The sequence below is a fragment of the Citrobacter sp. Ce104 genome (genome assembly GCF_030334595.1).
Taxonomy (GTDB): Bacteria; Pseudomonadota; Gammaproteobacteria; order Enterobacterales; family Enterobacteriaceae; genus Citrobacter; species Citrobacter europaeus.
Window position 1 is genome coordinate 434,628 of the sequence record NZ_JAOWDP010000064.1, and the last position, 22,030, is coordinate 456,657.

At 51.9% G+C, this 22,030-nt stretch carries 24 protein-coding genes; 17 read left to right on the forward strand and 7 right to left on the reverse strand.

Going from position 1 to position 22,030, the window contains the following annotated elements:
* Positions 1 to 5: 5 nt before the first annotated feature.
* The 5 genes from rlpA to lipA all read left to right on the forward strand — a co-directional run bounded on the left by rlpA (position 6) and on the right by lipA (position 4,766).
* Positions 6 to 1,115: an endolytic peptidoglycan transglycosylase RlpA gene (rlpA, locus tag OGW16_RS12760; protein ID WP_043015569.1), complete on the forward strand. Its 1,110-nt coding sequence runs from the start codon at positions 6 to 8 to the stop codon at positions 1,113 to 1,115.
* 142 nt (positions 1,116 to 1,257) lie between these two features.
* Positions 1,258 to 2,469 carry a D-alanyl-D-alanine carboxypeptidase DacA gene (gene dacA, locus OGW16_RS12765; protein WP_003022711.1) on the forward strand — a complete coding sequence of 404 codons (1,212 nt, stop codon included), beginning with the start codon at positions 1,258 to 1,260 and terminating at the stop codon, positions 2,467 to 2,469.
* A gap of 106 nt (positions 2,470 to 2,575) precedes the next feature.
* Positions 2,576 to 2,839: a DUF493 family protein YbeD gene (gene ybeD, locus OGW16_RS12770; RefSeq protein WP_003022706.1), complete on the forward strand. Its 264-nt coding sequence runs from the start codon at positions 2,576 to 2,578 to the stop codon at positions 2,837 to 2,839.
* A gap of 113 nt (positions 2,840 to 2,952) precedes the next feature.
* The gene (lipB, locus tag OGW16_RS12775) at positions 2,953 to 3,594 is read left to right on the forward strand and encodes a lipoyl(octanoyl) transferase LipB (RefSeq protein WP_080625562.1); all 642 of its coding nucleotides are present in this window, start codon (positions 2,953 to 2,955) and stop codon (positions 3,592 to 3,594) included.
* 206 nt (positions 3,595 to 3,800) lie between these two features.
* A complete protein-coding gene (gene lipA / locus OGW16_RS12780; RefSeq protein ID WP_003022702.1) occupies positions 3,801 to 4,766 on the forward strand; it encodes a lipoyl synthase in 966 nt (321 codons plus the stop codon).
* 98 nt (positions 4,767 to 4,864) lie between these two features.
* On the opposite strand, the gene tatE is transcribed toward lipA, so the two are convergent.
* Together tatE and OGW16_RS12790 are read right to left on the reverse strand one after the other, a co-directional pair.
* Entirely contained in the window at positions 4,865 to 5,068 is a 204-nt protein-coding gene (gene tatE / locus OGW16_RS12785) for a twin-arginine translocase subunit TatE (protein WP_016152230.1), read from the reverse strand.
* Positions 5,069 to 5,196: 128 nt separating this feature from the next.
* Positions 5,197 to 5,985 (reverse strand): deaminated glutathione amidase, encoded by a 789-nt coding sequence (locus tag OGW16_RS12790; RefSeq protein WP_043015567.1) that lies wholly within the window; start codon positions 5,983 to 5,985, stop codon positions 5,197 to 5,199.
* Positions 5,986 to 6,075: 90 nt separating this feature from the next.
* Here OGW16_RS12790 and crcB point away from each other — a divergent pair, with 90 nt between their 5' ends.
* Positions 6,076 to 6,459, forward strand: coding sequence for a fluoride efflux transporter CrcB (gene crcB / locus OGW16_RS12795; RefSeq protein ID WP_043015566.1), 384 nt, complete (start codon positions 6,076 to 6,078; stop codon positions 6,457 to 6,459).
* A gap of 51 nt (positions 6,460 to 6,510) precedes the next feature.
* Here the strand turns inward: crcB and cspE are convergent, their stop codons facing one another.
* Together cspE and pagP are read right to left on the reverse strand one after the other, a co-directional pair.
* A complete protein-coding gene (gene cspE, locus OGW16_RS12800) occupies positions 6,511 to 6,720 on the reverse strand; it encodes a transcription antiterminator/RNA stability regulator CspE (RefSeq protein ID WP_000034825.1) in 210 nt (69 codons plus the stop codon).
* Positions 6,721 to 6,909: 189 nt separating this feature from the next.
* Positions 6,910 to 7,473: a lipid IV(A) palmitoyltransferase PagP gene (gene pagP / locus OGW16_RS12805; protein WP_043015565.1), complete on the reverse strand. Its 564-nt coding sequence runs from the start codon at positions 7,471 to 7,473 to the stop codon at positions 6,910 to 6,912.
* 461 nt (positions 7,474 to 7,934) lie between these two features.
* On the opposite strand from pagP, the gene dcuC reads away from it, so the two are divergent.
* Entirely contained in the window at positions 7,935 to 9,320 is a 1,386-nt protein-coding gene (gene dcuC / locus OGW16_RS12810) for an anaerobic C4-dicarboxylate transporter DcuC (protein ID WP_087053032.1), read from the forward strand.
* Between the two features lie 112 nt (positions 9,321 to 9,432).
* On the opposite strand, the gene dpiA is transcribed toward dcuC, so the two are convergent.
* Both dpiA and dpiB read right to left on the reverse strand, forming a co-directional pair.
* Positions 9,433 to 10,113 (reverse strand): two-component response regulator DpiA, encoded by a 681-nt coding sequence (gene dpiA, locus OGW16_RS12815; protein WP_003831279.1) that lies wholly within the window; start codon positions 10,111 to 10,113, stop codon positions 9,433 to 9,435.
* Positions 10,082 to 11,743 carry a sensor histidine kinase DpiB gene (gene dpiB / locus OGW16_RS12820; protein WP_080625563.1) on the reverse strand — a complete coding sequence of 554 codons (1,662 nt, stop codon included), beginning with the start codon at positions 11,741 to 11,743 and terminating at the stop codon, positions 10,082 to 10,084. The genes dpiA and dpiB overlap by 32 nt, the downstream gene beginning before the upstream one ends.
* A gap of 389 nt (positions 11,744 to 12,132) precedes the next feature.
* Between dpiB and citC the strand changes: the two genes are divergently transcribed.
* The 8 genes from citC to rna all read left to right on the forward strand — a co-directional run bounded on the left by citC (position 12,133) and on the right by rna (position 19,787).
* Positions 12,133 to 13,209: a [citrate (pro-3S)-lyase] ligase gene (citC, locus tag OGW16_RS12825; protein ID WP_047412710.1), complete on the forward strand. Its 1,077-nt coding sequence runs from the start codon at positions 12,133 to 12,135 to the stop codon at positions 13,207 to 13,209.
* Entirely contained in the window at positions 13,206 to 13,502 is a 297-nt protein-coding gene (gene citD / locus OGW16_RS12830) for a citrate lyase acyl carrier protein (protein WP_003831276.1), read from the forward strand. Before citC ends, citD begins: the two co-directional genes overlap by 4 nt.
* The gene (locus OGW16_RS12835) at positions 13,499 to 14,407 is read left to right on the forward strand and encodes an aldolase/citrate lyase family protein (protein ID WP_043015560.1); all 909 of its coding nucleotides are present in this window, start codon (positions 13,499 to 13,501) and stop codon (positions 14,405 to 14,407) included. The genes citD and OGW16_RS12835 overlap by 4 nt, the downstream gene beginning before the upstream one ends.
* Before the next feature lie 9 nt (positions 14,408 to 14,416).
* A complete protein-coding gene (gene citF, locus OGW16_RS12840) occupies positions 14,417 to 15,949 on the forward strand; it encodes a citrate lyase subunit alpha (RefSeq protein WP_043015559.1) in 1,533 nt (510 codons plus the stop codon).
* Positions 15,950 to 15,952: 3 nt separating this feature from the next.
* On the forward strand, positions 15,953 to 16,507 hold the full coding sequence (gene citX, locus OGW16_RS12845) for a citrate lyase holo-[acyl-carrier protein] synthase (protein ID WP_043015558.1): 555 nt from the start codon (positions 15,953 to 15,955) through the stop codon (positions 16,505 to 16,507).
* Positions 16,476 to 17,381 carry a triphosphoribosyl-dephospho-CoA synthase CitG gene (gene citG, locus OGW16_RS12850; protein WP_043015557.1) on the forward strand — a complete coding sequence of 302 codons (906 nt, stop codon included), beginning with the start codon at positions 16,476 to 16,478 and terminating at the stop codon, positions 17,379 to 17,381. The genes citX and citG overlap by 32 nt, the downstream gene beginning before the upstream one ends.
* Before the next feature lie 25 nt (positions 17,382 to 17,406).
* A complete protein-coding gene (gene citT / locus OGW16_RS12855) occupies positions 17,407 to 18,870 on the forward strand; it encodes a citrate/succinate antiporter CitT (RefSeq protein ID WP_043015556.1) in 1,464 nt (487 codons plus the stop codon).
* A gap of 110 nt (positions 18,871 to 18,980) precedes the next feature.
* On the forward strand, positions 18,981 to 19,787 hold the full coding sequence (rna, locus tag OGW16_RS12860) for a ribonuclease I (RefSeq protein ID WP_286518495.1): 807 nt from the start codon (positions 18,981 to 18,983) through the stop codon (positions 19,785 to 19,787).
* Between the two features lie 64 nt (positions 19,788 to 19,851).
* On the opposite strand, the gene OGW16_RS12865 is transcribed toward rna, so the two are convergent.
* Entirely contained in the window at positions 19,852 to 20,682 is an 831-nt protein-coding gene (locus OGW16_RS12865; protein WP_043015554.1) for an alpha/beta fold hydrolase, read from the reverse strand.
* A gap of 275 nt (positions 20,683 to 20,957) precedes the next feature.
* Here OGW16_RS12865 and rnk point away from each other — a divergent pair, with 275 nt between their 5' ends.
* Both rnk and uspG read left to right on the forward strand, forming a co-directional pair.
* On the forward strand, positions 20,958 to 21,368 hold the full coding sequence (gene rnk, locus OGW16_RS12870) for a nucleoside diphosphate kinase regulator (RefSeq protein WP_286518496.1): 411 nt from the start codon (positions 20,958 to 20,960) through the stop codon (positions 21,366 to 21,368).
* A gap of 183 nt (positions 21,369 to 21,551) precedes the next feature.
* The gene (gene uspG / locus OGW16_RS12875) at positions 21,552 to 21,980 is read left to right on the forward strand and encodes a universal stress protein UspG (RefSeq protein WP_003022101.1); all 429 of its coding nucleotides are present in this window, start codon (positions 21,552 to 21,554) and stop codon (positions 21,978 to 21,980) included.
* Positions 21,981 to 22,030 lie beyond the last annotated feature (50 nt).

Here is a 22,030-nt window from a genome sequence, read left to right on the forward strand (position 1 = left end):
ACGCAATGCGTAAGCAGTGGCTTGGTATCTGCATCGCAGCAGGAATGCTCGCGGCGTGTTCGAGTGATGATGGTCAGCAACAGGTTGCTGTCGCGCCGCAGCCTGCGGTGTGTAATGGTCCGATTGTTGAAATCAGCGGGGCCGATCCGCGCTTTGAACCCCTGAACCCAACGGCGAATCAGGACTACCAGCGTGATGGTAAAAGCTACAAAATCGTCCAGGATCCCTCCCGCTTTAGTCAGGCCGGGCTCGCCGCTATTTATGATGCGGAACCCGGAAGCAACTTAACCGCGTCTGGCGAAGCGTTCGACCCGATGCAACTGACCGCTGCGCATCCGACGTTGCCAGTCCCAAGCTATGCCAGAATTACCAACCTGGCAAACGGCAGGATGATCGTCGTACGCATTAACGATCGCGGCCCTTATGGCAACGATCGCGTGATTTCACTTTCGCGTGCCGCTGCCGATCGTCTGAACACCTCCAACAACACCAAAGTACGTATCGACCCGATCATCGTCGCCCAGGATGGTTCCTTGTCGGGGCCGGGAATGGCTTGTACTACGGTCGCGAAACAAACTTATGCCCTGCCGGCACGTCCAGATTTAAGCGGTGGCGGCAATATGGGAAGCATGCCTTCGCCATCGGATGCAGGTCAGCCGCAAGGTGATATTCGTCCAATCAGCAATTCCACGCTGAAAAGCGATGATCCAACCGGCGCGCCAGTCAACAGCGGTGGATTCCTCGGTGCGCCGACCACGCTCGCAGCAGGTGTGCTGGAAGGCAGCGAGCCGACCCCGGCGCCACAACCGACTACCACCGCACCGGTATCGTCAACCGCGCCGGCAGCGACACCAGCAGCCGTCGCAGCACCTGCTCCAGCGGCAACCGCTAACGGACGCTACGTGGTGCAGGTTGGCGCTGTCAGCGAGCAGTCGCGCGCACAGCAGTATCAAAAGCGTTTAAGCCAGCAGTTTGGCGTCCCTGGCCGGGTAGTACAAAACGGCGCAGTCTGGCGTATCCAGATGGGGCCGTTCGCCAGCAAAACTGAAGCTTCCGCATTGCAGCAGCGTCTTCAATCCGAGGCGCAATTACAGTCCTTCATCACCGGCGTGTAATAACGTAAATCAGGTATCTGAACTGTCAGTTTCTGTAAATGACATTAACAAAGTCACGCGGAAAGTCAGATGCCTGCCAGTTATGCATTTGCTATAGTAGGGCACTTTTTTTAATTTCATCACGGACGTCGTAGTTCAGACCATGAAGACCACTTTTTCCGCTCGTTTCGTGCAGCGTATGGCGCTCACCGCGGCTCTCTGCGCAGCCTCTCTCTCTGCTGCCCATGCCGATGACCTGAATATTAAAACCATGATCCCGGGCGTTCCGCAGATCGATGCGGAGTCGTATATCCTGATTGATTACAATTCAGGTAAGGTTCTCGCAGAACAGAACGCCGATACTCGCCGCGATCCCGCCAGCCTGACCAAAATGATGACCAGCTACGTCATCGGCCAGGCGATGAAAGCCGGGAAATTCAAAGAAACCGATCTGGTTACCGTCGGTAATGACGCATGGGCTACGGGCAACCCGGTCTTCAAAGGTTCATCGCTGATGTTCCTTAAGCCAGGCATGCAGGTTCCTGTTTCTCAGCTGATCCGTGGCATTAACCTGCAATCCGGAAACGACGCGTGCGTGGCGATGGCGGACTTCGCCGCCGGTAGCCAGGATGCTTTCGTCGGACTGATGAATAGCTATGTGAATGCGCTGGGCCTGAAAAACACCCACTTCCAGACCGTTCATGGTCTTGATGCTGACGGCCAGTACAGCTCGGCTCGCGACATGGCGATGATTGGTCAGGCGCTAATTCGTGACGTGCCTAATGAATACTCTATCTATAAAGAAAAAGAGTTCACCTTTAACGGCATTCGTCAGCTAAACCGCAACGGCCTGCTGTGGGATAACAGCCTGAATGTCGACGGTATCAAAACCGGTCACACCGATAAGGCTGGCTATAACCTCGTTGCATCAGCAACTGAAGGCCAGATGCGTCTGATCTCCGCCGTCATGGGTGGTCGCACCTATAAAGGCCGCGAAACCGAAAGTAAAAAACTGCTGACCTGGGGCTTCCGTTTCTTCGAAACCGTCAACCCGCTGAAAGTAGGTAAAGAATTTGCCTCAGAACCTGCCTGGTTTGGTAACACCGATCGTGCGTCGTTAGGTGTTGATAAAGACGTCTATCTGACCATTCCACGCGGTCGCATGAAAGATCTGAAAGCAAGCTATGTGCTGAACACCACTGAACTGCACGCACCGCTGCAGAAAAATCAGGTTGTCGGTACTATCAACTTCCAGTTGGATGGCAAAACCATTGAGCAGCGCCCGCTGGTGGTCCTGCAGGAAATCCCTGAAGGTAACTTCTTTGGGAAAATCATTGATTACATTAAATTAATGTTCCATCACTGGTTTGGCTAAAAATCGAACACTTGAAAGTGTGATTTACGTCCCCATATACTAGGTATCCTGATAACTCCCACGCACTGTGGGAGTTATTATTTTTTGATGTAACGCCGGAGCTGACATGAAAACCAAACTTAACGAACTGCTTGAATTCCCTACTCCATTTACTTACAAAGTAATGGGGCAGGCGTTGCCTGAGCTGGTTGATCAGGTGGTTGAAGTGGTACAGCGCCATGCGCCAGGTGATTACTCTCCGACGGTAAAACCGAGCAGCAAAGGCAACTACCACTCGGTCTCTATCACCATCACTGCTACACACATTGAGCAGGTTGAAACGCTGTACGAAGAATTAGGTAACATCGATATCGTACGCATGGTGCTGTAAAAACCTGTCGGTTACCCGCTGCATCCCCGCTCGGGTAACCCCTCCCTCCTGTGATATACTTTTCCCCTCTTTAACATTCCCTACTCTGTGTGAGTATTTACGGAGATGCCGTTTTGTATCAGGATAAAATTCTGGTCCGCCAGCTCGGTCTTCAACCTTACGAGCCAGTCTCTCTGGCCATGCACGAATTTACCGATACCCGCGATGAAAACAGCCATGATGAAATCTGGCTGGTAGAGCATTATCCTGTCTTTACCCAGGGTCAGGCAGGTAAAGCAGAACACGTACTGATGCCCGGAGATATTCCGGTGATCCAGAGCGATCGTGGCGGCCAGGTGACCTACCACGGGCCGGGCCAGCAGGTCATGTATGTGCTGTTAAACCTGAAGCGTCGTAAACTTGGCGTTCGCGAACTGGTTACGCTGTTAGAGCAAACCGTCGTCAATACCCTGGCGGAAATCGGCATTGACGCTCACCCGCGAGCCGATGCGCCTGGCGTTTACGTTGGTGAGAAGAAAATCTGCTCTTTGGGGTTACGTATTCGTAAAGGATGTTCATTTCACGGCTTAGCGCTTAACGTGGATATGGACTTGTCGCCTTTCCTGCGTATCAATCCTTGTGGCTATGCCGGAATGGAGATGGCGAAGGTATCGCAGTGGGATAGCGCCGCCACGACTGAGAGCATTCGCCCACGCCTGCTGGCCAACATTCTGACGCTGTTAGGTAACCCACCGCACGAGTACATCGTGGACTGAAAATACGCTCATACTTTGCCACGGCATATGTTGTGGCAAATGGCACAAAACAACAACTATTTTACATTTTGCCAGCCTGTCAGGCTGCTTTCTGGCCCGTTTCAATGATATACTGCGTATCACTAATTCAAAAATAGTTGATAAATGCAACATTCCCTTGAATTGAAACGCTTTCCTTCGTAATTCGCAACTGGAACACGCAAGCTATGAGTAAACCCATTGTGATGGAACGCGGTGTTAAATACCGCGATGCCGATAAGATGGCTCTTATCCCGGTAAAAAATGTGGCAACAGAGCGTGAAGCCCTGCTGCGTAAACCGGAATGGATGAAAATAAAACTGCCAGCGGACTCCACTCGCATCCAGGGCATCAAAGCGGCAATGCGCAAAAATGGCCTGCACTCTGTCTGCGAAGAAGCTTCCTGCCCTAACCTGGCTGAATGTTTCAATCACGGCACTGCAACCTTTATGATCCTCGGCGCAATCTGTACCCGCCGTTGCCCATTCTGCGACGTTGCCCATGGCCGTCCGGTTGCTCCTGATGCTAACGAGCCGTTAAAACTGGCTCAGACAATTGCGGACATGGCGCTGCGCTATGTGGTCATTACCTCCGTTGACCGCGACGATCTGCGTGACGGCGGCGCCCAGCACTTTGCTGACTGCATCACCGCTATTCGTGAGAAAAGCCCGTCGATTAAAATCGAAACGCTGGTGCCTGACTTCCGTGGTCGTATGGATCGCGCGCTGGATATCCTCACCGCCACACCGCCGGACGTGTTTAACCACAACCTCGAAAACGTACCGCGTATTTATCGCAATGTACGCCCTGGGGCTGACTATAACTGGTCGCTGAAGCTTCTGGAACGTTTCAAGGAAGCACACCCGGAGATTCCGACCAAGTCGGGTCTGATGGTGGGTCTGGGCGAAACCAATGCTGAAATCATTGAGGTCATGCGCGACCTGCGCAGCCATGGCGTGACCATGCTGACGCTGGGGCAGTATTTACAGCCAAGCCGCCATCACCTGCCGGTGCAACGCTATGTAAGCCCGGATGAGTTCGATGAGATGAAAGCAGAAGCTATGGCTATGGGCTTTACCCATGCTGCGTGTGGTCCATTCGTTCGCTCTTCATACCATGCTGACATGCAGGCCAAAGGGCTGGAAGTGAAGTAACCGTGTAATAATCACTTACATATCAGCAATAAAAAAACCGGCAAATCGCCGGTTTTTTTTCATTCAGAGTTTGCAGTATGAGCTTCATGCTCCTGACATTACTCTTTATGAGAAAGCTTCTCAGCCTGAACGCTACCATCAGCCTCTTTCTTGGCATCGGCATTATCGTCGTTCATCGCTTTCTTGAAGCCCTTGATTGCCGTCCCCAGGTCTCCACCCAGTGTACGTAACTTCTTGGTACCAAACAGCAGAACAACCAGTGCGGCAACCACCAGCAGTTTGGTAATACTAATCTCACCCATAGATACCTTCTTGACTTAAACCAGGCTGCATAAAGCGCCATATTAACCTGAGAATATTAACGGCCTTTCGACGCGCGCACACAATAGCAATCTGTAACAAGGTGAATCAAGCCTTGTTTAAAAAAACGTCATAATAATTGCGGTGGCGCAAAGCGTCGGTTACTTAATACCGGAAGTTGCGCCCTGACCTGCCTCACCCGCTCGCCGGAAACCTCGGCTATGATTAGCGCGGGCGTTTCTGCCGCTGCTGCAATGGTCACGCCTAAAGGATCGATAATCCGACTTTGGCCAATATTCTTGTTACCGCACTCTCCAGCCGCTACCAGATAACACGTGGCATCCAGCGCTCTTGCTGCCAAAAGTGTAGCCCAGTGATGCTCTTTTAACGATCCCCGCACCCAGGCCGCGGGTAAAACGAGGATTTCAGCCCCCTGCAGCGCGTGCGCCAGCGCCAGCTCGGGGAAGCGCAGGTCATAGCAGGTCATTAGCCCTACTTTTAATCCGTCTACGTCCAGCAGCGGCGCTATGGCGTCCCCTGCATCCACATTACGTGATTCTTGAATGGAAAAAGCGTCATAGAGATGTAATTTCGCGTAATGGGCCACAACCTGCCCTGCCCGTAACGCCACCAGCATGTTATAGGCACGACCAGGCACAGAGGGAACATGAATGGTCAGGATTGTTGTCATCTCATTTTGCGCACTTTCTCGCAACAAACGCGTCAGAAACCCACCTTCTAACAGTTGGGCTGATTTCACTGACATGTCAGGGTCAAAATCGTCACGCGCCAGCAATGCCTCCGGTAATACCAGTAGCGATGCTCCCTCGCCTGCTGCCTGAGACATCAGTAAGGCACAGGTTTCTGCATTTTTCTCCCATGAAGGACCCACGGCAAATTGCCCTGCAGCAACGAACATATTCCCTCCAGAAAACTTTGTTAAGCTCGCCAACAACGATTATTCAGCGTTACACTCACTCTCTATACAATCAAATAGCAGGATTACGCAGTGTTACAACTCCTTTTAGCGGTTTTTATTGGTGGTGGTACAGGTAGCGTAGCAAGATGGATGCTGAGCATGCGGTTTAACCCGCTGCATCAGGCCATTCCATTCGGTACGCTGGCTGCAAACTTAATTGGGGCATTTATCATTGGTATGGGCCTGGCATGGTTTAATCGCATGACAAACATTGACCCAATGTGGAAGGTACTGATTACTACTGGCTTTTGCGGAGGACTAACAACATTTTCCACTTTCTCTGCAGAAGTGGTGTTTTTGCTACAGGAAGGACGCTTTGGTTGGGCTATGGTGAATGTGCTGGTGAATCTATTGGGGTCATTCGCGATGACCGCCCTCGCATTCTGGCTGGTTTCTGCCTCGCCCGCACATTAGAGCGAAAAAAACCCGCAATTAAGCGGGTTTTGAATGCTTGCTGTCGTATGCTTACAGAGCGATTACGTTTGCAGCAGAAGGGCCTTTGGCACCGTTAGTGATTTCGAACTCTACACGCTGACCTTCAGCCAGAGTTTTAAAACCATTGGTCTGGATTGCAGAGAAGTGTACGAACACGTCTTTGCTGCCATCTTCCGGAGTAATGAAACCGAATCCTTTGGACTCATTAAACCACTTAACGTTACCTTTAATCTTAGACATCAAAATTACCTTTACATGAAAAATAGACACAAATGCTGTGTCGGGTATCAGTACAACAATTGTGGTGCACTTTGTCCAGTCGAACTTTATCAAAAAGTGATAAATGTCGCGTTATTTTTCAGTTAAACTTCATAACAATATGTTTTTAAAAGGATTTTTAATAAACCACCTGACAATACAGGTAGTCTATCAAAACTGGAAACGCATCCAGGCAAAGTAGACGTTGCCGTTGTTATACGTTCCTGGAATGTAGGTCATCTGAAACGTTGCCGGACCATAGCCAATTGATGCCAGCGGTAACAGCACGGGTACAGGAATGTAGTTCCAGTTATCACGCGCGGTAAAACCGGCGGTAAAACCGAGACCTGTATGGAAGTTTTCATCGGCCAGCGGCCGCCAGGTTTTTTCCCAGCCATAGCCGCCGATCGGTTCCCATTTATTGTAGGAATCCTTAAAGGCCATTATATAGAGCCCGTGCCAGTTACCTTTATCATCCCAACGGGATTGGCCAAATCCAGCCCCCCATGGGCGTTCATTGTAGCGATCCGTTTTGTCTTTATCGTAGGCAAAACGTGCATGCCACGTAATAGCAGGTACATACAGATCATAATGTTCCGGCTGCTGCCAGGTCTCACTAACATTATCTTTAAAAGTAGCGAACCAGCCTTTGTCTTCAGCAGCACCCTGGGGAATGAAAGCTAACTGAATAAAAAGAAATGAAAAAATGAGAAAATATCGTTTAGCGACAATCACAACTTAATTACCATCCTGGGATTTATTATTAATTATAGCAAACCCAACCTTAATGTTAGCTTAACAAAAAAACGCAGATAAAAAATCAGAATATTCCTCAGCTTATAAATTTTAAGATAATTATCCCTTTATTTATTGAGTCATTTCATAGGAACAATTTTCTCTTTATTGCCAATAAATAGCTCTTCCCTCCAGAAAACGTCAAATAAGACAACAACAAAATAACAATTAATTATCAACATCACCACAAAACAGACACACCAACGCCGCGCTTCACAGTTTTTTATTGTGAGATTCTTTTTTAACCACGATGCTGAAAAAATGGCTTAGCCATCGCTTGAATCCGTATTTTTATTGATTTCAATCAGCAAGAGTTATCGGTTTATTAGGCACATTCTGTCACCACTTTTTACTTTTTTTAGTTTTTTTACTTTCTGGGCAGCAATGCGACAGGGGAAACAATGTTGACATTTATTGAACTCCTTATTGGAGTTGTGGTTATTGTGGGTGTAGCGCGCTACATCATTAAAGGTTATTCCGCGACAGGCGTACTGTTTGTTGGCGGTCTGGTTTTACTGATTATCAGTGCGCTGATGGGTCATAAAGTTCTGCCTTCCAGCGCAGCAACGACGGGCTATACAGCAACAGACATTGTTGAATATATTAAAATTTTGCTGATGAGCCGCGGTGGCGATCTCGGCATGATGATTATGATGCTGTGTGGTTTTGCCGCCTATATGACGCATATTGGCGCGAACGATATGGTGGTTAAGCTGGCCTCTAAGCCGCTGCAGTACATCAATTCACCTTATCTGCTCATGATTGCCGCCTATTTTGTCGCCTGCCTGATGTCCCTGGCGGTTTCTTCAGCAACCGGTCTGGGCGTATTGCTGATGGCAACATTGTTCCCGGTGATGGTTAACGTTGGGATCAGCCGTGGCGCCGCAGCGGCCATTTGTGCCTCCCCCGCTGCAATCATCCTTTCTCCTACATCCGGTGATGTGGTGCTGGCTGCCAAAGCTGCGGAAATGCCGCTGATCGATTTCGCGTTTAAAACCACGCTGCCCATTTCCATTGCCGCCATCATTGCTATGGCGATTGCCCACTTTTTCTGGCAGCGTTATCTGGATAAAAAAGAGAACATTTCTCATGAAATGTTAGATGTGGCTGAAATCACCACTACCGCCCCTTCGTTTTACGCAATCCTGCCGTTTACCCCGATCGTTGGCGTCCTGATTTTCGATGGTAAATGGGGTCCACAGCTGCATATTATTACAATTCTGGTGCTGTGCATGCTCATCGCTGCGGTCCTGGAGTTCGTTCGCGGATTCAACACCCAGAAGGTTTTCTCTGGCCTGGAAGTCGCCTACCGTGGCATGGCGGATGCCTTTGCTAACGTGGTAATGCTGTTAGTCGCGGCGGGGGTTTTTGCCCAGGGTCTGAGCACAATCGGCTTTATCCAGAGTCTGATCTCTATCGCTACCTCGTTTGGCTCAGCAAGCATTATTCTGATGATGGTGCTGGTGATCCTGACGATGCTGGCAGCAATGACTACAGGCTCCGGTAACGCCCCGTTCTATGCCTTCGTTGAGATGATCCCTAAGCTGGCACATTCTTCCGGCATTAACCCGGCTTATCTTGTTATCCCGATGCTGCAGGCATCAAACCTTGGGCGCACAATTTCCCCGGTCTCCGGCGTGGTTGTGGCTGTCGCAGGGATGGCAAAGATTTCTCCGTTCGAAGTGGTGAAACGTACCTCGGTTCCGGTCCTGGTTGGACTGCTGGTGGTGATTATCGCCACTGAAGTGATGGTACCTGGCTCTTCTTCGTCCGTCGTTGGCGGCTGACACTCAGCTAAATGTAGGCCGGATAAGGCGTTTACGCCGCATCCGGCATTTCAACCCGTTGCCGGATGGCGATGCTAAAGCATCTTATCCGGCCTACGTCAGAAATCAGCATTTAGCCGCCGTGATAAATACGCTGCGGCCTGCCTACCTTCCCGTGAATAATCTCCGCAATAATCAAATGGCGGCTGGCACAATACTCCAGATAGCGTCTGGAGGTGGTACGGCTGATAGTAAGCGCCTGAGCGATCGTTTCCGCAGTATGATGTACCGTCGGATCGGCAAATAATTTCAATACCGCATTCAGCGTTAAGGCGTCAATCCCGGTCGGCAAATCGCCCTTCGGCTCGCCGCGCGCGTAGGCATTGAACATTTCATCAATCTGCTTTTGACTGGCGCTGTCATTGCCTGCCAGCATGCGTCTGCGCTGTTGATACCGCGTAAGCGTCTGCCCCAACCGCTCGTAAGCGATAGGTTTGACCAGATAATCAAACGCGCCGCTGCGCACGGCCTCGGAGACCGTTTCCATGTCGCTGGCCGCCGTGGTAAACACCACGCCACCCGGATATCGCGCCTGGGTTAGCTCATGCAACAACGTAATTCCCTTGCCGTCCGGCAAGTAGTTGTCGAGCAGTATCAGACCGGGCTTAAAACGCTCAATCATCATCCTCGCCTGCGCAAGATTACCCGCCAGCCATATCTGGCTAAAGCCCGGTATATGGCGGATATATTCAGCATGCATTTCCGCCAGTAGCGTTTCATCCTCAACGATCAACAGCGTTAATGGTTCCGTCATTATTTTTTTTCACTTTCGGAAGAAATAAAGAAAATAAGGTGCCGCAAGGGGAGTTATCTTCGAGCGTAATCACCCCGTTACAGCGCCTCACATAACTTGCAATCAGATACAAACCGATGCCATGTTCACCGGGTTCATCGGTACGGGTGCTCACACCCTGCTCAAATATTTTTTCACGCAATGCTTCCGGTACACCGCATCCCTGATCGGCAACTTCGATGATCACGTCATCTCCTTCATCGCTTAAATAGAGCTCGACGACCTTGTTGCCTTGCTGGGTGCGCAAGCTCGCTTCAAATGCATTATCAAGCAGATTGCCAACAATTGCTGCAAACTCTGTGCTGTCCAGCCCCTCGGGAAGTTGATGCAGTTGGCTGCCTGGAACGATGGTCATGGTAAGGCCCAACTCCCGCGCGCGCTGCACCTTGCCAAATAACAGACCCGCCACCTGACGATCGGCAAAGGCACCGCGCAGGCTGTCAATCAGTTGCTGCTGTGCCTGTGACTCTCCCTGAACCATAGCCAGCACCCGGTCATACTCTTTCATTTGCAGCAGGCCGTTAATGGTCGACATCCAGTTCAGGTGCTCATGACGCAGCGTTCTCAGGCTCTCTACATACTGTTTGATCTGCGTTAATTGCGCATTAAGGGTAGCAATTTCATCTTTACTACGAAAACTGATGATTGCCCCAAGCAGTTCATCGCCGGAGCGAATCGCCTCACGGTTAGCGATAACGCTCAGGCCATTAAAGTTCACCATCGCGTCCTGTCGTTGTTCCGCAATCTGCTGGATGAAAAAGTCAGCCGGCTGAACCACCTCACTCACCGGTTTTCCCAGCCACTTTCGCCCAGGCGAAGACAGCCCCAGCATTTTCCTCGCGCTGCGGTTTATGGCGGTGATATACCCATCAGGATCCACGGCGATCAATCCTTCATACACCGAGCTAAATAGCGCTTCCTGCTGACGCACCACCCGCGCGATTTGTTTGGGCTCCATCCCCAGCATCTGCCGTCGAATATGGGCGGCAAAAAACCAGGAGAGCAGCATAAGTACCAGCAACAGCAGGATAAACACGCCTGCCATTGGGAGTAAGAAGTCAGAGCGCCAGCTATCAATTTTACTGATCAGATAGCCAATTGAGACCACGCCAATGATTTTGCCATCGTCATCAAAGATGGGCGTTTTGGCACGCATCGCCATCCCGATTGACCCTTTGCCGGTAATAAAGTAACTCTCCCCTTTTTCCAGCGCGCCGGGTTTCGTGAACTGCATCGGGTAGCCAATTTTTTCCGGATTCGGATGATAAAGACGGATAGAGTGGGTATCTCCGATAACCACATAGTCGAAGTCTGTCCCGCTCTGCAGTTTATCGGCAATGGTCGCCAGACGCTTGTAATCACGATGCTTCACCGCCGTGATGATACTGTCGTTAGAGGCGATGATTTTGGCCTGATTCATCGCCATATCGCGGACATGCGTTGCCAGATAATCTTCAAAGCTGGCGGTGAAGTATTGTGCTAACGCGGCGATAATAAAAACAGAAACGACCAAAATAAGCAGAAAGATACGCAGTGGAAACGCCAGACTGCGAAAAAAAGGAAACCGTGTTTTATTTTTCTGCTTTGCCATATTTCTTCCTCAGCGACGTTATCCGAAACTTATTTTTTATTGTAGTTGTAATGAAAATGTTTTATTTACAAGTCACGGTATAAAACAGGATCGTTGCAGATTCCCCACCTTAAATCAATTAAACAAATTAAAACCACACGCTATTTCGGAGTTAAATTAATTAAAAAACTTAAAACCATAAAACACATTAAAACCTTCTAACTTATTGTGAAATAAATCAAAAATTACCTCCAAAATACTCCTTACGATGTATGCAGCAGGGGAAAAAAGAAATACGTCGTAATAAAAAAACACCCCCTTCAATTGCAAACAAAACGTTATCAGGTTGCTAAACAGGGCAACAAAAACAGAAACCCAGTAACAAATATAGCATCGGGGCTCTATTTACTATGTTCGGTAATAATATATTCACGCAAGTTAAACGCTCAGAAAATAAAAAGATGGCGGCTATCGCGCAATTTCTGAAAGAGAATGATTTGAGCGTTGATACCACCGTCGAAGTATTTATCACCGTTACCCGTGATGACCGCCTGATCGCCTGCGGCGGCATTGCCGGCAATATCATAAAATGCGTCGCCATCTGCGAATCCGTAAGGGGTGAAGGCTTAGCGCTGACGCTGGCGACCGAGTTAATCAACCTCGCCTATGAGCGCCACTGCACGCACCTCTTCATCTATACAAAAACCGAGTACGAGTCGCTGTTTAAGCAGTGTGGTTTTTCTACTCTGACCAGCGTCCCCGGCATTATGGTGCTCATGGAAAACAGCACCACACGTCTGAAACGCTATGCAGAATCACTGGCGAAACAGCGTCGTGAAGGGAAAAAAATTGGTTGTATCGTCATGAACGCCAACCCCTTCACCAACGGACACCGTTTTCTGATCCAACAGGCGGCCGCGCAATGCGACTGGCTGCATCTGTTTTTGGTGAAAGAAGATACCTCGCGTTTTCCGTATGAAGACCGACTGGATCTGGTGCTTAAAGGGACCAAAGACATTCCACGTTTAACCGTACATCGCGGTTCGGAATACATCATTTCCCGCGCCACGTTCCCGTGCTACTTCATCAAAGAGCAGAGCGTTATTAACCACTGCTACACCGAAATAGACCTGAAAATCTTCCGCCAGTATCTGGCCCCGGCTCTCGGCGTTACGCACCGCTTCGTCGGTACGGAGCCGTATTGCACCGTCACCTCCCAGTACAACAATGATATGCGCTACTGGCTGGAGACCCCAACGCTTCCCGCCCCACCGATTGAACTGGTGGAAATTGAGCGGCTGTGCTTCCAGGAGATGCCGATTTCCGCCTCCTGGGTGCGCAAGCTGCTGGTTAAAAAAGATCTCACGGCTATCGCATCCCTGGTCCCTGACGCCACGCTGCATTATCTGCAAAGCATGGTTGAGCGAGCCTCATCGGGTGCGGCAGTCCGCCAAAATACCCCCGCATTAGCAACAGGTGAAAAATGAAAATAAACCAGGCAGCCGTAGCAGGCACACTCGAGTCCGGTGATGTGATGATTCGCATCGCCCCGCTCGATTCGCAGGATATTGACCTGCAGGTTAACAGTAGCGTCGAAAAGCAGTTCGGTGATGCCATTCGGGCCACCATCCTGGACGTTCTGTCCCGCTACAACGTACGCGGCGTGCAATTAAATGTTGATGATAAAGGCGCACTGGACTGCATTTTACGTGCGCGACTGGAAGCACTACTGGCCCGCGCTGGCGGTATTCCGGCACTGCCATGGGAGGATTGCCAGTGATTAGCGAATCTTTGCAGCAACGTAAAACCCGTACCCGCCGCAGCATGCTGTTCGTACCGGGTGCCAATGCCGCCATGGTCAGCAACTCGTTCATCTACCCGGCAGATGCGCTGATGTTCGACCTCGAAGACTCCGTCGCGTTGCGCGAGAAAGATACTGCTCGTCGTATGGTGTACCACGCGCTGCAGCATCCGCTGTATCACGACGTTGAAACTATCGTGCGCGTAAACGCCCTCGACTCCGAATGGGGCATTAACGATCTCGAAGCCGTGGTACGTGGCGGCGCAGACATCGTGCGTTTACCGAAGACCGATACCGCGCAGGATGTTATCGACATCGAAAGCGAAATCCTGCGTATCGAGAAAGCCTGTGGCCGTGAACCCGGCAGCACTGGTCTGTTAGCCGCTATTGAATCGCCGTTAGGCATTACCCGTGCGGTAGAAATTGCCCACGCTTCCGAGCGCCTGATCGGTATTGCCCTGGGCGCGGAAGATTATGTGCGTAACTTGCGCACTGAACGCTCCCCGGAAGGGACTGAACTGCTGTTTGCCCGCTGCTCTATTTTGCAGGCGGCACGCTCTGCCGGCATTCAGGCGTTCGACACCGTATATTCCGATGCCAACAACGAAGCAGGTTTCCTGCACGAAGCCTCACACATCAAGCAGTTGGGTTTTGACGGCAAGTCGCTCATCAACCCGCGCCAGATCGAACTCCTGCACAACCTGTACGCCCCGACGCGTAAAGAGCTGGCTCACGCGCGCCTGGTGGTAGAAGCCGCTGAAGCCGCCGCTCGCGAAGGCCGTGGCGTAGTTTCCCTGAACGGCAAAATGGTCGACAGCCCGGTTATCGAGCGCGCCCTTCTGGTTATCTCCCGTGCAGAACTTTCCGGCATTCGCGAAGAATAAGGCAAAAAAATGACGCAGAAAATCGAACAGTCTCAACGCCAGGATCGCGTGGCGACCTGGAGCCGTCATGCAGAAAGTGAGCTTTCCGCTTATCAGAGCACCGCAAAAGTAGAACTGCAGGCGCAAAAACCGCGCGACAAAAAGCTGTGCGCTAACCTGGAAGACGCCATTCGCCGTTCCGGTTTACAGGACGGCATGACCATCTCTTTTCACCACGCTTTCCGCGGCGGCGATCTGACGATTAACCTGGTGATGGACGCCATCGCCAGTATGGGCTTTAAAAATCTGACGCTGGCCTCCAGCTCCCTGAGCGACTGCCATGCTCCGCTGGTTGAGCACATCCGCCAGGGCGTGGTTAGCCGTATTTATACCTCCGGCCTGCGTGGTCCGCTGGCGGAAGAGATCTCACGTGGCCTGCTGGCCGAGCCGGTACAGATTCACTCCCACGGCGGCCGTGTACACCTGGTACAAAGCGGCGAACTCAGCATTGATGTGGCGTTCCTCGGCGTACCGTCCTGCGACCCGTTTGGCAACGCCAACGGTTATACCGGTAAAGCGTGCTGCGGCTCACTGGGCTATGCCCGCGTCGATGCCGAAAACGCGAAACAGGTTGTCCTGCTGACTGAACAGCTGCTGACCTATCCGCATAACCCGGCCAGCATTACACAAGATCAGGTGGATCTGATCGTGCAGATCGACCAGGTCGGCGATGCGGACAAAATCGGTGCCGATGCGACCCGCATGACCACCAACCCGCGTGAACTGTTAATCGCCCGAAGTGCGGCAGACGTCATTGCTAACTCCGGTTACTTCAATGAAGGCTTTTCACTGCAGACAGGAACCGGCGGCGCTTCTCTGGCCGTTACACGTTTCCTGGAAGACAAAATGCGCAGCCGCGATATCCGCGCTGACTTTGCGCTGGGCGGCATCACCGCGACCATCGTTGATCTGCACGAAAAAGGCCTGATCCGCAAACTGCTGGACGTACAGAGCTTTGACCGTAACGCGGCGGAGTCTCTGGCCCGCAACCCAAACCACATTGAGATCAGCGCTAACCAGTATGCCAACTGGGGCTCGAAAGGCGCATCTGTCGATCGTCTGGACGTCGTGGTGCTGAGCGCGCTGGAAGTTGATACCAGCTTCAACGTGAACGTACTGACCGGTTCTGACGGCGTACTGCGCGGCGCATCCGGTGGTCACTGCGATACCGCGGTTGCGGCTGCGCTTTCCATCATCGTCGCTCCGCTGGTTCGTGGGCGCATCCCGACGCTGGTTGATAACGTGCTGACCTGCGTAACGCCAGGCTCCAGTGTTGACATTCTGGTCACTGACCACGGTATCGCCGTTAACCCTGCGCGTCCAGAACTGGCAGAACGTCTGAAAGAAGCCGGTATGAAAGTGGTGTCCATTGAATGGCTGCGCGAACGCGCACAGCAGCTCACCGGTCAGCCACGCGCTATCGACTTTACCGACCGCGTGATTGCCGTTGTGCGTTACCGCGATGGCTCGGTGATTGACGTTGTGCATCAGGTGAAGGAATAAGCCATGCACCTGCTCCCTGAACACGCCACCCAACACGCGGTTTCTATTCCCGAGCTGCTCGCCAGCCGTGATGAGAGGCAAGCAAGGCAACATGCCTGGCTGACCCGCCACCACGCGGCGCTGGTCTCGTTTACCGTGGTCGCACCGGGTCCGATTAAAGACAGCGAATTAACTCGTCGCATCTTTAATCACGGCGTCACCGCCCTGCTCGCGCTGGCGGAAAAATCCGCCTGGATTGTCAGGGAGCAAACGGCGCTGGTTTCTGCCAGCGGTCCGGAAGGTCTTTTGTCTGTTGAGGCTCCGGCCCACGACCTCAAGCTCGCCACGATTGAACTTGAGCATTCACACCCGCTGGGACGGTTATGGGACATCGATGTCCTGACCCCTGAGGGGGAAATTCTGTCCCGGCGTCATTTCGCACTCCCTGCCCGCCGCTGTCTGTTGTGCGAGCAAAGTGCTGCCGACTGTGCGCGGGGTAAAACCCACGCGCTTTCCGACTTACTTTCTCAGATGGAGGCACTGCTGCATGATGCCGATTCCCGCAACATCAACCAATAACGCAGTCCTTCCTCTGGATCTGCCTGATGCTTACGCAACGCTTGCGTGGCGGGCTATGTTGACTGAAGTCAACCTGTCGCCCAAACCCGGTCTGGTGGATCGTATTAACAACGGCGCGCATAAAGATATGGCGCTGGAAGATTTTCATCGCAGCGCTGAAGCGATTCAGGCGTGGCTGCCACGTTTTATTGAATATGGGGCGTTTAGCGCGCAGCTGTCACCTGAAGATGTGCTGAAAGGACTGCGTCCGCTGGGCATGGCCTGCGAAGCCGATATGTTTCGCGCCACCGCCGGGGTAAACACCCATAAAGGGAGCATCTTTTCACTGGGGCTGCTGTGCGCCGCCATTGGCCGCCTACACCAGCTCCAACTGACTGTCACCGCTGAAACCATTTGCTCTACGGCAGCAACATTTTGCCGTGGCCTGACCGAGCGCGAACTGCGCCAGAACAATCAACAACTCACGGCTGGCCAACGTCTTTATCAGCAATTGGGATTAACCGGCGCACGGGGCGAAGCCGAAGCGGGGTACCCGCTAGTCATCCAGCATGCCCTGCCGCACTACCGCGCACTGCTGACTCAGGGCCGCGACCCTGAACTGGCGTTACTCGACACATTATTGCTGCTGATGTCTATCAACGGCGACACCAACGTGGCTTCACGTGGCGGCGCAGAAGGTCTGCGTTGGCTACAGCAGCAGGCCACCTCCCTGTTGCAGCAAGGGGGAGTTCGCACCCCTGCCGATCTCGAATACCTGCGCCAGTTCGACCAACAGTGCATTGAACGCAACCTCAGTCCTGGAGGCTGCGCCGATCTGCTGATCGTCACCTGGTTCTTAGCTCAGATTTCACAAGTTCATCATTATCACAATTAAAGATCCTTTCCGGAGAATCACACACATGTCTTTAGCAAAAGATAAAATATGGAAGTTATTGGCCCCGCTGGTTGTAATGGGCGTCATGTTTCTTATCCCTGTACCCGATGGAATGCCCCCACAGGCCTGGCACTACTTTGCTGTATTTGTGGCGATGATCGTCGGTATGATCCTTGAGCCAATTCCGGCAACAGCGATCAGCTTTATCGCCGTCACGATCTGCGTTATCGGCAGCAACTATCTGCTGTTTGATGCTTCCGAACTGGCCGACCCGGCGTTTAAAGCGGGTAAGCAAGCGCTGAAATGGGGTCTGGCAGGCTTCTCCAGCACCACCGTGTGGTTGGTGTTCGGTGCGTTTATCTTCGCACTGGGTTATGAAGTCACCGGTCTGGGTCGTCGTATCGCACTGTTCCTGGTGAAATTCATGGGTAAACGTACCCTGACGCTGGGCTATGCGATTGTTATCATCGACATTCTGCTGGCGCCGTTTACACCGTCCAACACCGCGCGTACCGGTGGCACCGTTTTCCCGGTAATTAAAAACCTGCCGCCGCTGTTTAAGTCATTCCCGAACGATCCTTCCGCACGCCGTATCGGTGGATATTTGATGTGGATGATGGTCATCAGTACCAGCCTGAGCTCCTCTATGTTCGTTACCGGCGCTGCGCCTAACGTGCTGGGTCTGGAATTCGTCAACAAAATTGCCGGTATTCAAATCAGCTGGCTGCAATGGTTCCTCAGCTTCCTGCCGGTGGGTATTATTTTGCTGATCGTTGCTCCGTGGCTGTCCTATGTTCTGTACAAGCCAGAAGTCACTCACAGTGCTGAAGTTGCCGCATGGGCCGGTGATGAACTGAAAACCATGGGTAAACTGACGCGCAAAGAGCTGACCCTGATCGGTCTGGTTCTGCTCAGCCTGGGTCTGTGGGTCTTCGGCGGTAAACTGATTGATGCAACCGCAGTAGGCCTGCTCGCCGTTTCCCTGATGCTGGCGCTGCACGTGGTACCGTGGAAAGACATTACCCGCTATAACAGCGCATGGAACACCCTGGTCAACCTCGCCACGCTGGTCGTTATGGCGAATGGTTTAACCCGTTCAGGCTTCATCGACTGGTTCGCCAACACCATGAGCACGCACCTGGAAGGCTTCTCGCCTAACGCGACCGTGATCGTTCTGGTGCTGGTGTTCTATTTTGCTCACTACCTGTTTGCCAGCCTTTCCGCACACACTGCCACCATGCTGCCGGTTATTCTGGCCGTCGGTAAAGGCATCCCGGGCGTTCCAATGGAACACCTGTGTATCCTGCTGGTACTGTCTATCGGTATCATGGGCTGTCTGACTCCGTATGCAACGGGCCCTGGCGTTATCATCTACGGCTGTGGTTATGTGAAGTCCAAAGACTACTGGCGTCTGGGTGCTATCTTCGGCGTTATCTACATCTCTATGCTTCTGCTGGTCGGCTGGCCGATTCTGGCAATGTGGAGCTAATCATCCTGGTTCACGCCTGATGAAAATGATGCCAGTCAGCTAAACCTGACTGGCATTTTTTATGATTAAATAGATGATATTCAGAATTTATATAAGTATCCGAAATCATCATGACATCAACATGGCGTTATTCTTCGTTGCTGGCAGCACTCCTGCTGCCCGTTTCTGCGGCTCAGGCCGATGAACTTCTGGCAAAACAGTACGCTGATTTTGACAGCTACGTGCTGGCCCTCTCCTGGCAAACCGGATTTTGTCAGAGTCAACACGAGCGTAATCGTCAGGAGCCTGACGAATGTCGTTTGCAAAAAGAGAGCGCGAACAAAGCGGATTTCCTGACCGTTCACGGTTTATGGCCCAGCCTGCCAAAATCCATCGCCGCCCGTGGAGTAGACAACCGCCGCTGGATGCGCTTTGGCTGCGCGACTCGCCCTATTCCCAACCTGCCTGAAGCACGCGCCAGCCGTAAATGCGCGGCCCCCGAAACCGGGCTGTCGCTGGAAAGCGCGGCAAAACTCAGCGCCGTAATGCCCGGCGCAGGCGGGAGAACTTGTCTGGAACGTTACGAGTATGCCAAACATGGCGCCTGTTTCGGCTTTGATCCCGACGAGTATTTCGGCACGATGGTACGGCTAAATAACGAGGTTAAGAACAGTCACGCGGGCAAATTCCTGGCGGAAAACTACGGCAAAACCGTCAGCCGTAGCGCATTTGACGCCGCCATTGCCAAAAGCTGGGGCCAAGAGAGCATCAAAGCCGTGAAGCTAAGCTGCCACGGCAATCCGGCGTATCTCACCGAGATCCAGTTGTCCCTGAAGGCAGACACCATCAACCAGACGTTATCCCCACAGTCATTCTTACCGCAGCCGCATCCGGGTAACTGCGGTAAACAGTTTATTATCGATAAAGTGGGATACTGAAACTCGCTACCGGGCATAACGCTGACCCCCATCGGGCGGATCAGCGTTATACGTTCTCAAAAGATTACGATTGAATAAAGTTGAGCAGATCGCCGTTGATCTGTTGTTTATGGGTGGTGCAAATACCATGCGAGCCGCCGACATACACCTTCAGCTGCGAGTCCGGCAGTATTTCCGCCGCGACCTTTCCGCAGGTTTCAAACGGGACAATCTGATCGTCATCACCGTGGATAACCAGCGTCGGAATGGTCATTTTTTTGAGGTCCTCACGCAGGTCGGTTTCTGAAAACGCGTGAATACAGTCGTACAACGCTTTGATGGAACCTTGTAAGCCCTGTTCAACAAAGCTTTCGCGAACGGCTTTTGACTCGTTCGCACCCGGGCGGTTGTAGCCATAGAATGCTGCGGTCAGTTCATAGAAAAAGGCAGCGCGATCGTTTATCACCCCTTCACGGATGCCATCAAACACCTCTTTCGGCACGCCATTTGGATTAAAGTCGGTCTTGATCATAATGGGCGTCACCGCGCCGATTAACACCGCTTTTGCCACCCGCTGCGTTCCATGGCGACCTATGTAGCGCGCCACTTCCCCACCGCCGGTAGAGTGTCCGACATGAACAGCATCTTTAAGATTGAGATGCGCGGTCAGTTCAGCCAGATCGTCAGCATACTGATCCATATTGTGGCCATCCCAGGGTTGAGCCGAACGCCCATGGCCGCGCCTGTCATGGGCGATTACACGAAATCCTTTCGACCCGAGGAACAGCATCTGATCTTCAAACGCATCTGCCGTCAACGGCCAACCATGGCTGAAGACGATAGGCTGTCCACTTCCCCAGTCTTTAAAATGCAAATAGCTGCCGTCTTTCAAGGTAAGTTTGTCGTACTCGCTCATGAGATCTCCTGTCGCGGAACACTGAGTTGTTTGACGCGCCCGTAGCGAGCGCTTAAAAAGCATAATGCAAATTGGAGAACGATCACGTTTTTCGGCTAAAATCACACTATATGCGACAAAATTGATGATTTACCTGAATGTGAACTAAATCACTTCAAACATGGGGTAAGTCTCAGTATCATCATAAAAGCTAAACCCTTGCCGCCTGACGGTGAGGGTTTTCTTTTGGGATTATTTACCTGCGCACCCGCAGTTTCGACGACATGGAGTAATAAATGTCCAGACCAACTATCATCATTAACGACCTCGATGCGGAACGCATTGACCGCCTGTTGGAGCAACCTGCGTTTGCTGGTTTACCGATTGCCGACGCCCTGAACGCCGAGCTGGATCGTGCCCAAATGTGTTCTCCAGAAACCATGCCGCACGATGTCGTAACCATGAACAGCCGCGTGAAATTCCGCAATCTGAGTGATGGCGAAGTCCGTGTGCGTACCCTGGTGTATCCGGCCAATATGACTGACAGCAGCACACAGCTTTCGGTAATGGCACCTGTCGGCGCTGCACTTCTGGGCCTGCACGTTGGCGACACTATTCACTGGGAACTGCCTGGCGGGACCTCAACGCACCTCGAAGTCATCGAGCTTGAGTACCAGCCTGAAGCTGCAGGCGACTACCTGCGCTAACTCTGTCTTATCAAAGCCACGCGCTTTATCTTACAGGGGATGCATCCGCATCCTCTTTCCGGTTAGATTTCCCTGCTCCTCGCTTTCTTTCCTGTTCGCAAAACATAAATCTGTGTCGTGACTGACAGAATCATTTTTAATACTATGCTGTTATGTGTTCATGTAATGACAAGGAGAATGTTTATGTACAACACAATCATAATGCCTGTTGATGTATTCGAAATGGAACTGAGCGACAAGGCTATTCGCCATGCAGAATTTCTGGCCCAGGATAAAGGGGTTATCCATCTGCTGCATGTGCTGCCAGGCTCAGCGAGCTTAAGCCTGCACCGCTTTGCGGCCGATGTCCGTCGTTTTGAAGAGCATCTGCAACACGAAGCGGAAACCCGTCTGCAAACGATGGTTGGTCACTTCAGCATCGATCCTTCCCGTATTAAACAACACGTCCGCTTTGGCAGCGTCCGTGACGTGGTCAACGAGTTGGGTGAAGAGTTGAATGCGGATGTGGTCGTCATTGGATCGCGTAACCCATCAATCAGCACCCATCTGCTCGGCTCAAATGCTTCCAGCGTAGTTCGCCACGCGACGCTGCCGGTGCTGGTCGTGCGTTAACAGCCTCACCGTTACTAAAGAAAACCCCTGCCAGGTTAACGCCTGACAGG

Coding starts and splice junctions, on each gene's coding strand:
- rlpA (WP_043015569.1), top strand. CDS start 6: ATGCGTAAGCAGTGGCTTGGTATCTGCATCGCAGCAGGAATGCTCGCG.
- dacA (WP_003022711.1), top strand. CDS start 1,258: ATGAAGACCACTTTTTCCGCTCGTTTCGTGCAGCGTATGGCGCTCACC.
- ybeD (WP_003022706.1), top strand. CDS start 2,576: ATGAAAACCAAACTTAACGAACTGCTTGAATTCCCTACTCCATTTACT.
- lipA (WP_003022702.1), top strand. CDS start 3,801: ATGAGTAAACCCATTGTGATGGAACGCGGTGTTAAATACCGCGATGCC.
- tatE (WP_016152230.1), bottom strand. CDS start 5,068: ATGGGTGAGATTAGTATTACCAAACTGCTGGTGGTTGCCGCACTGGTT.
- OGW16_RS12790 (WP_043015567.1), bottom strand. CDS start 5,985: ATGTTCGTTGCTGCAGGGCAATTTGCCGTGGGTCCTTCATGGGAGAAA.
- cspE (WP_000034825.1), bottom strand. CDS start 6,720: ATGTCTAAGATTAAAGGTAACGTTAAGTGGTTTAATGAGTCCAAAGGA.
- dcuC (WP_087053032.1), top strand. CDS start 7,935: ATGTTGACATTTATTGAACTCCTTATTGGAGTTGTGGTTATTGTGGGT.
- dpiA (WP_003831279.1), bottom strand. CDS start 10,113: ATGACGGAACCATTAACGCTGTTGATCGTTGAGGATGAAACGCTACTG.
- dpiB (WP_080625563.1), bottom strand. CDS start 11,743: ATGGCAAAGCAGAAAAATAAAACACGGTTTCCTTTTTTTCGCAGTCTG.
- citC (WP_047412710.1), top strand. CDS start 12,133: ATGTTCGGTAATAATATATTCACGCAAGTTAAACGCTCAGAAAATAAA.
- citD (WP_003831276.1), top strand. CDS start 13,206: ATGAAAATAAACCAGGCAGCCGTAGCAGGCACACTCGAGTCCGGTGAT.
- citF (WP_043015559.1), top strand. CDS start 14,417: ATGACGCAGAAAATCGAACAGTCTCAACGCCAGGATCGCGTGGCGACC.
- citX (WP_043015558.1), top strand. CDS start 15,953: ATGCACCTGCTCCCTGAACACGCCACCCAACACGCGGTTTCTATTCCC.
- citG (WP_043015557.1), top strand. CDS start 16,476: ATGATGCCGATTCCCGCAACATCAACCAATAACGCAGTCCTTCCTCTG.
- citT (WP_043015556.1), top strand. CDS start 17,407: ATGTCTTTAGCAAAAGATAAAATATGGAAGTTATTGGCCCCGCTGGTT.
- rna (WP_286518495.1), top strand. CDS start 18,981: ATGACATCAACATGGCGTTATTCTTCGTTGCTGGCAGCACTCCTGCTG.
- OGW16_RS12865 (WP_043015554.1), bottom strand. CDS start 20,682: ATGAGCGAGTACGACAAACTTACCTTGAAAGACGGCAGCTATTTGCAT.
- rnk (WP_286518496.1), top strand. CDS start 20,958: ATGTCCAGACCAACTATCATCATTAACGACCTCGATGCGGAACGCATT.
- uspG (WP_003022101.1), top strand. CDS start 21,552: ATGTACAACACAATCATAATGCCTGTTGATGTATTCGAAATGGAACTG.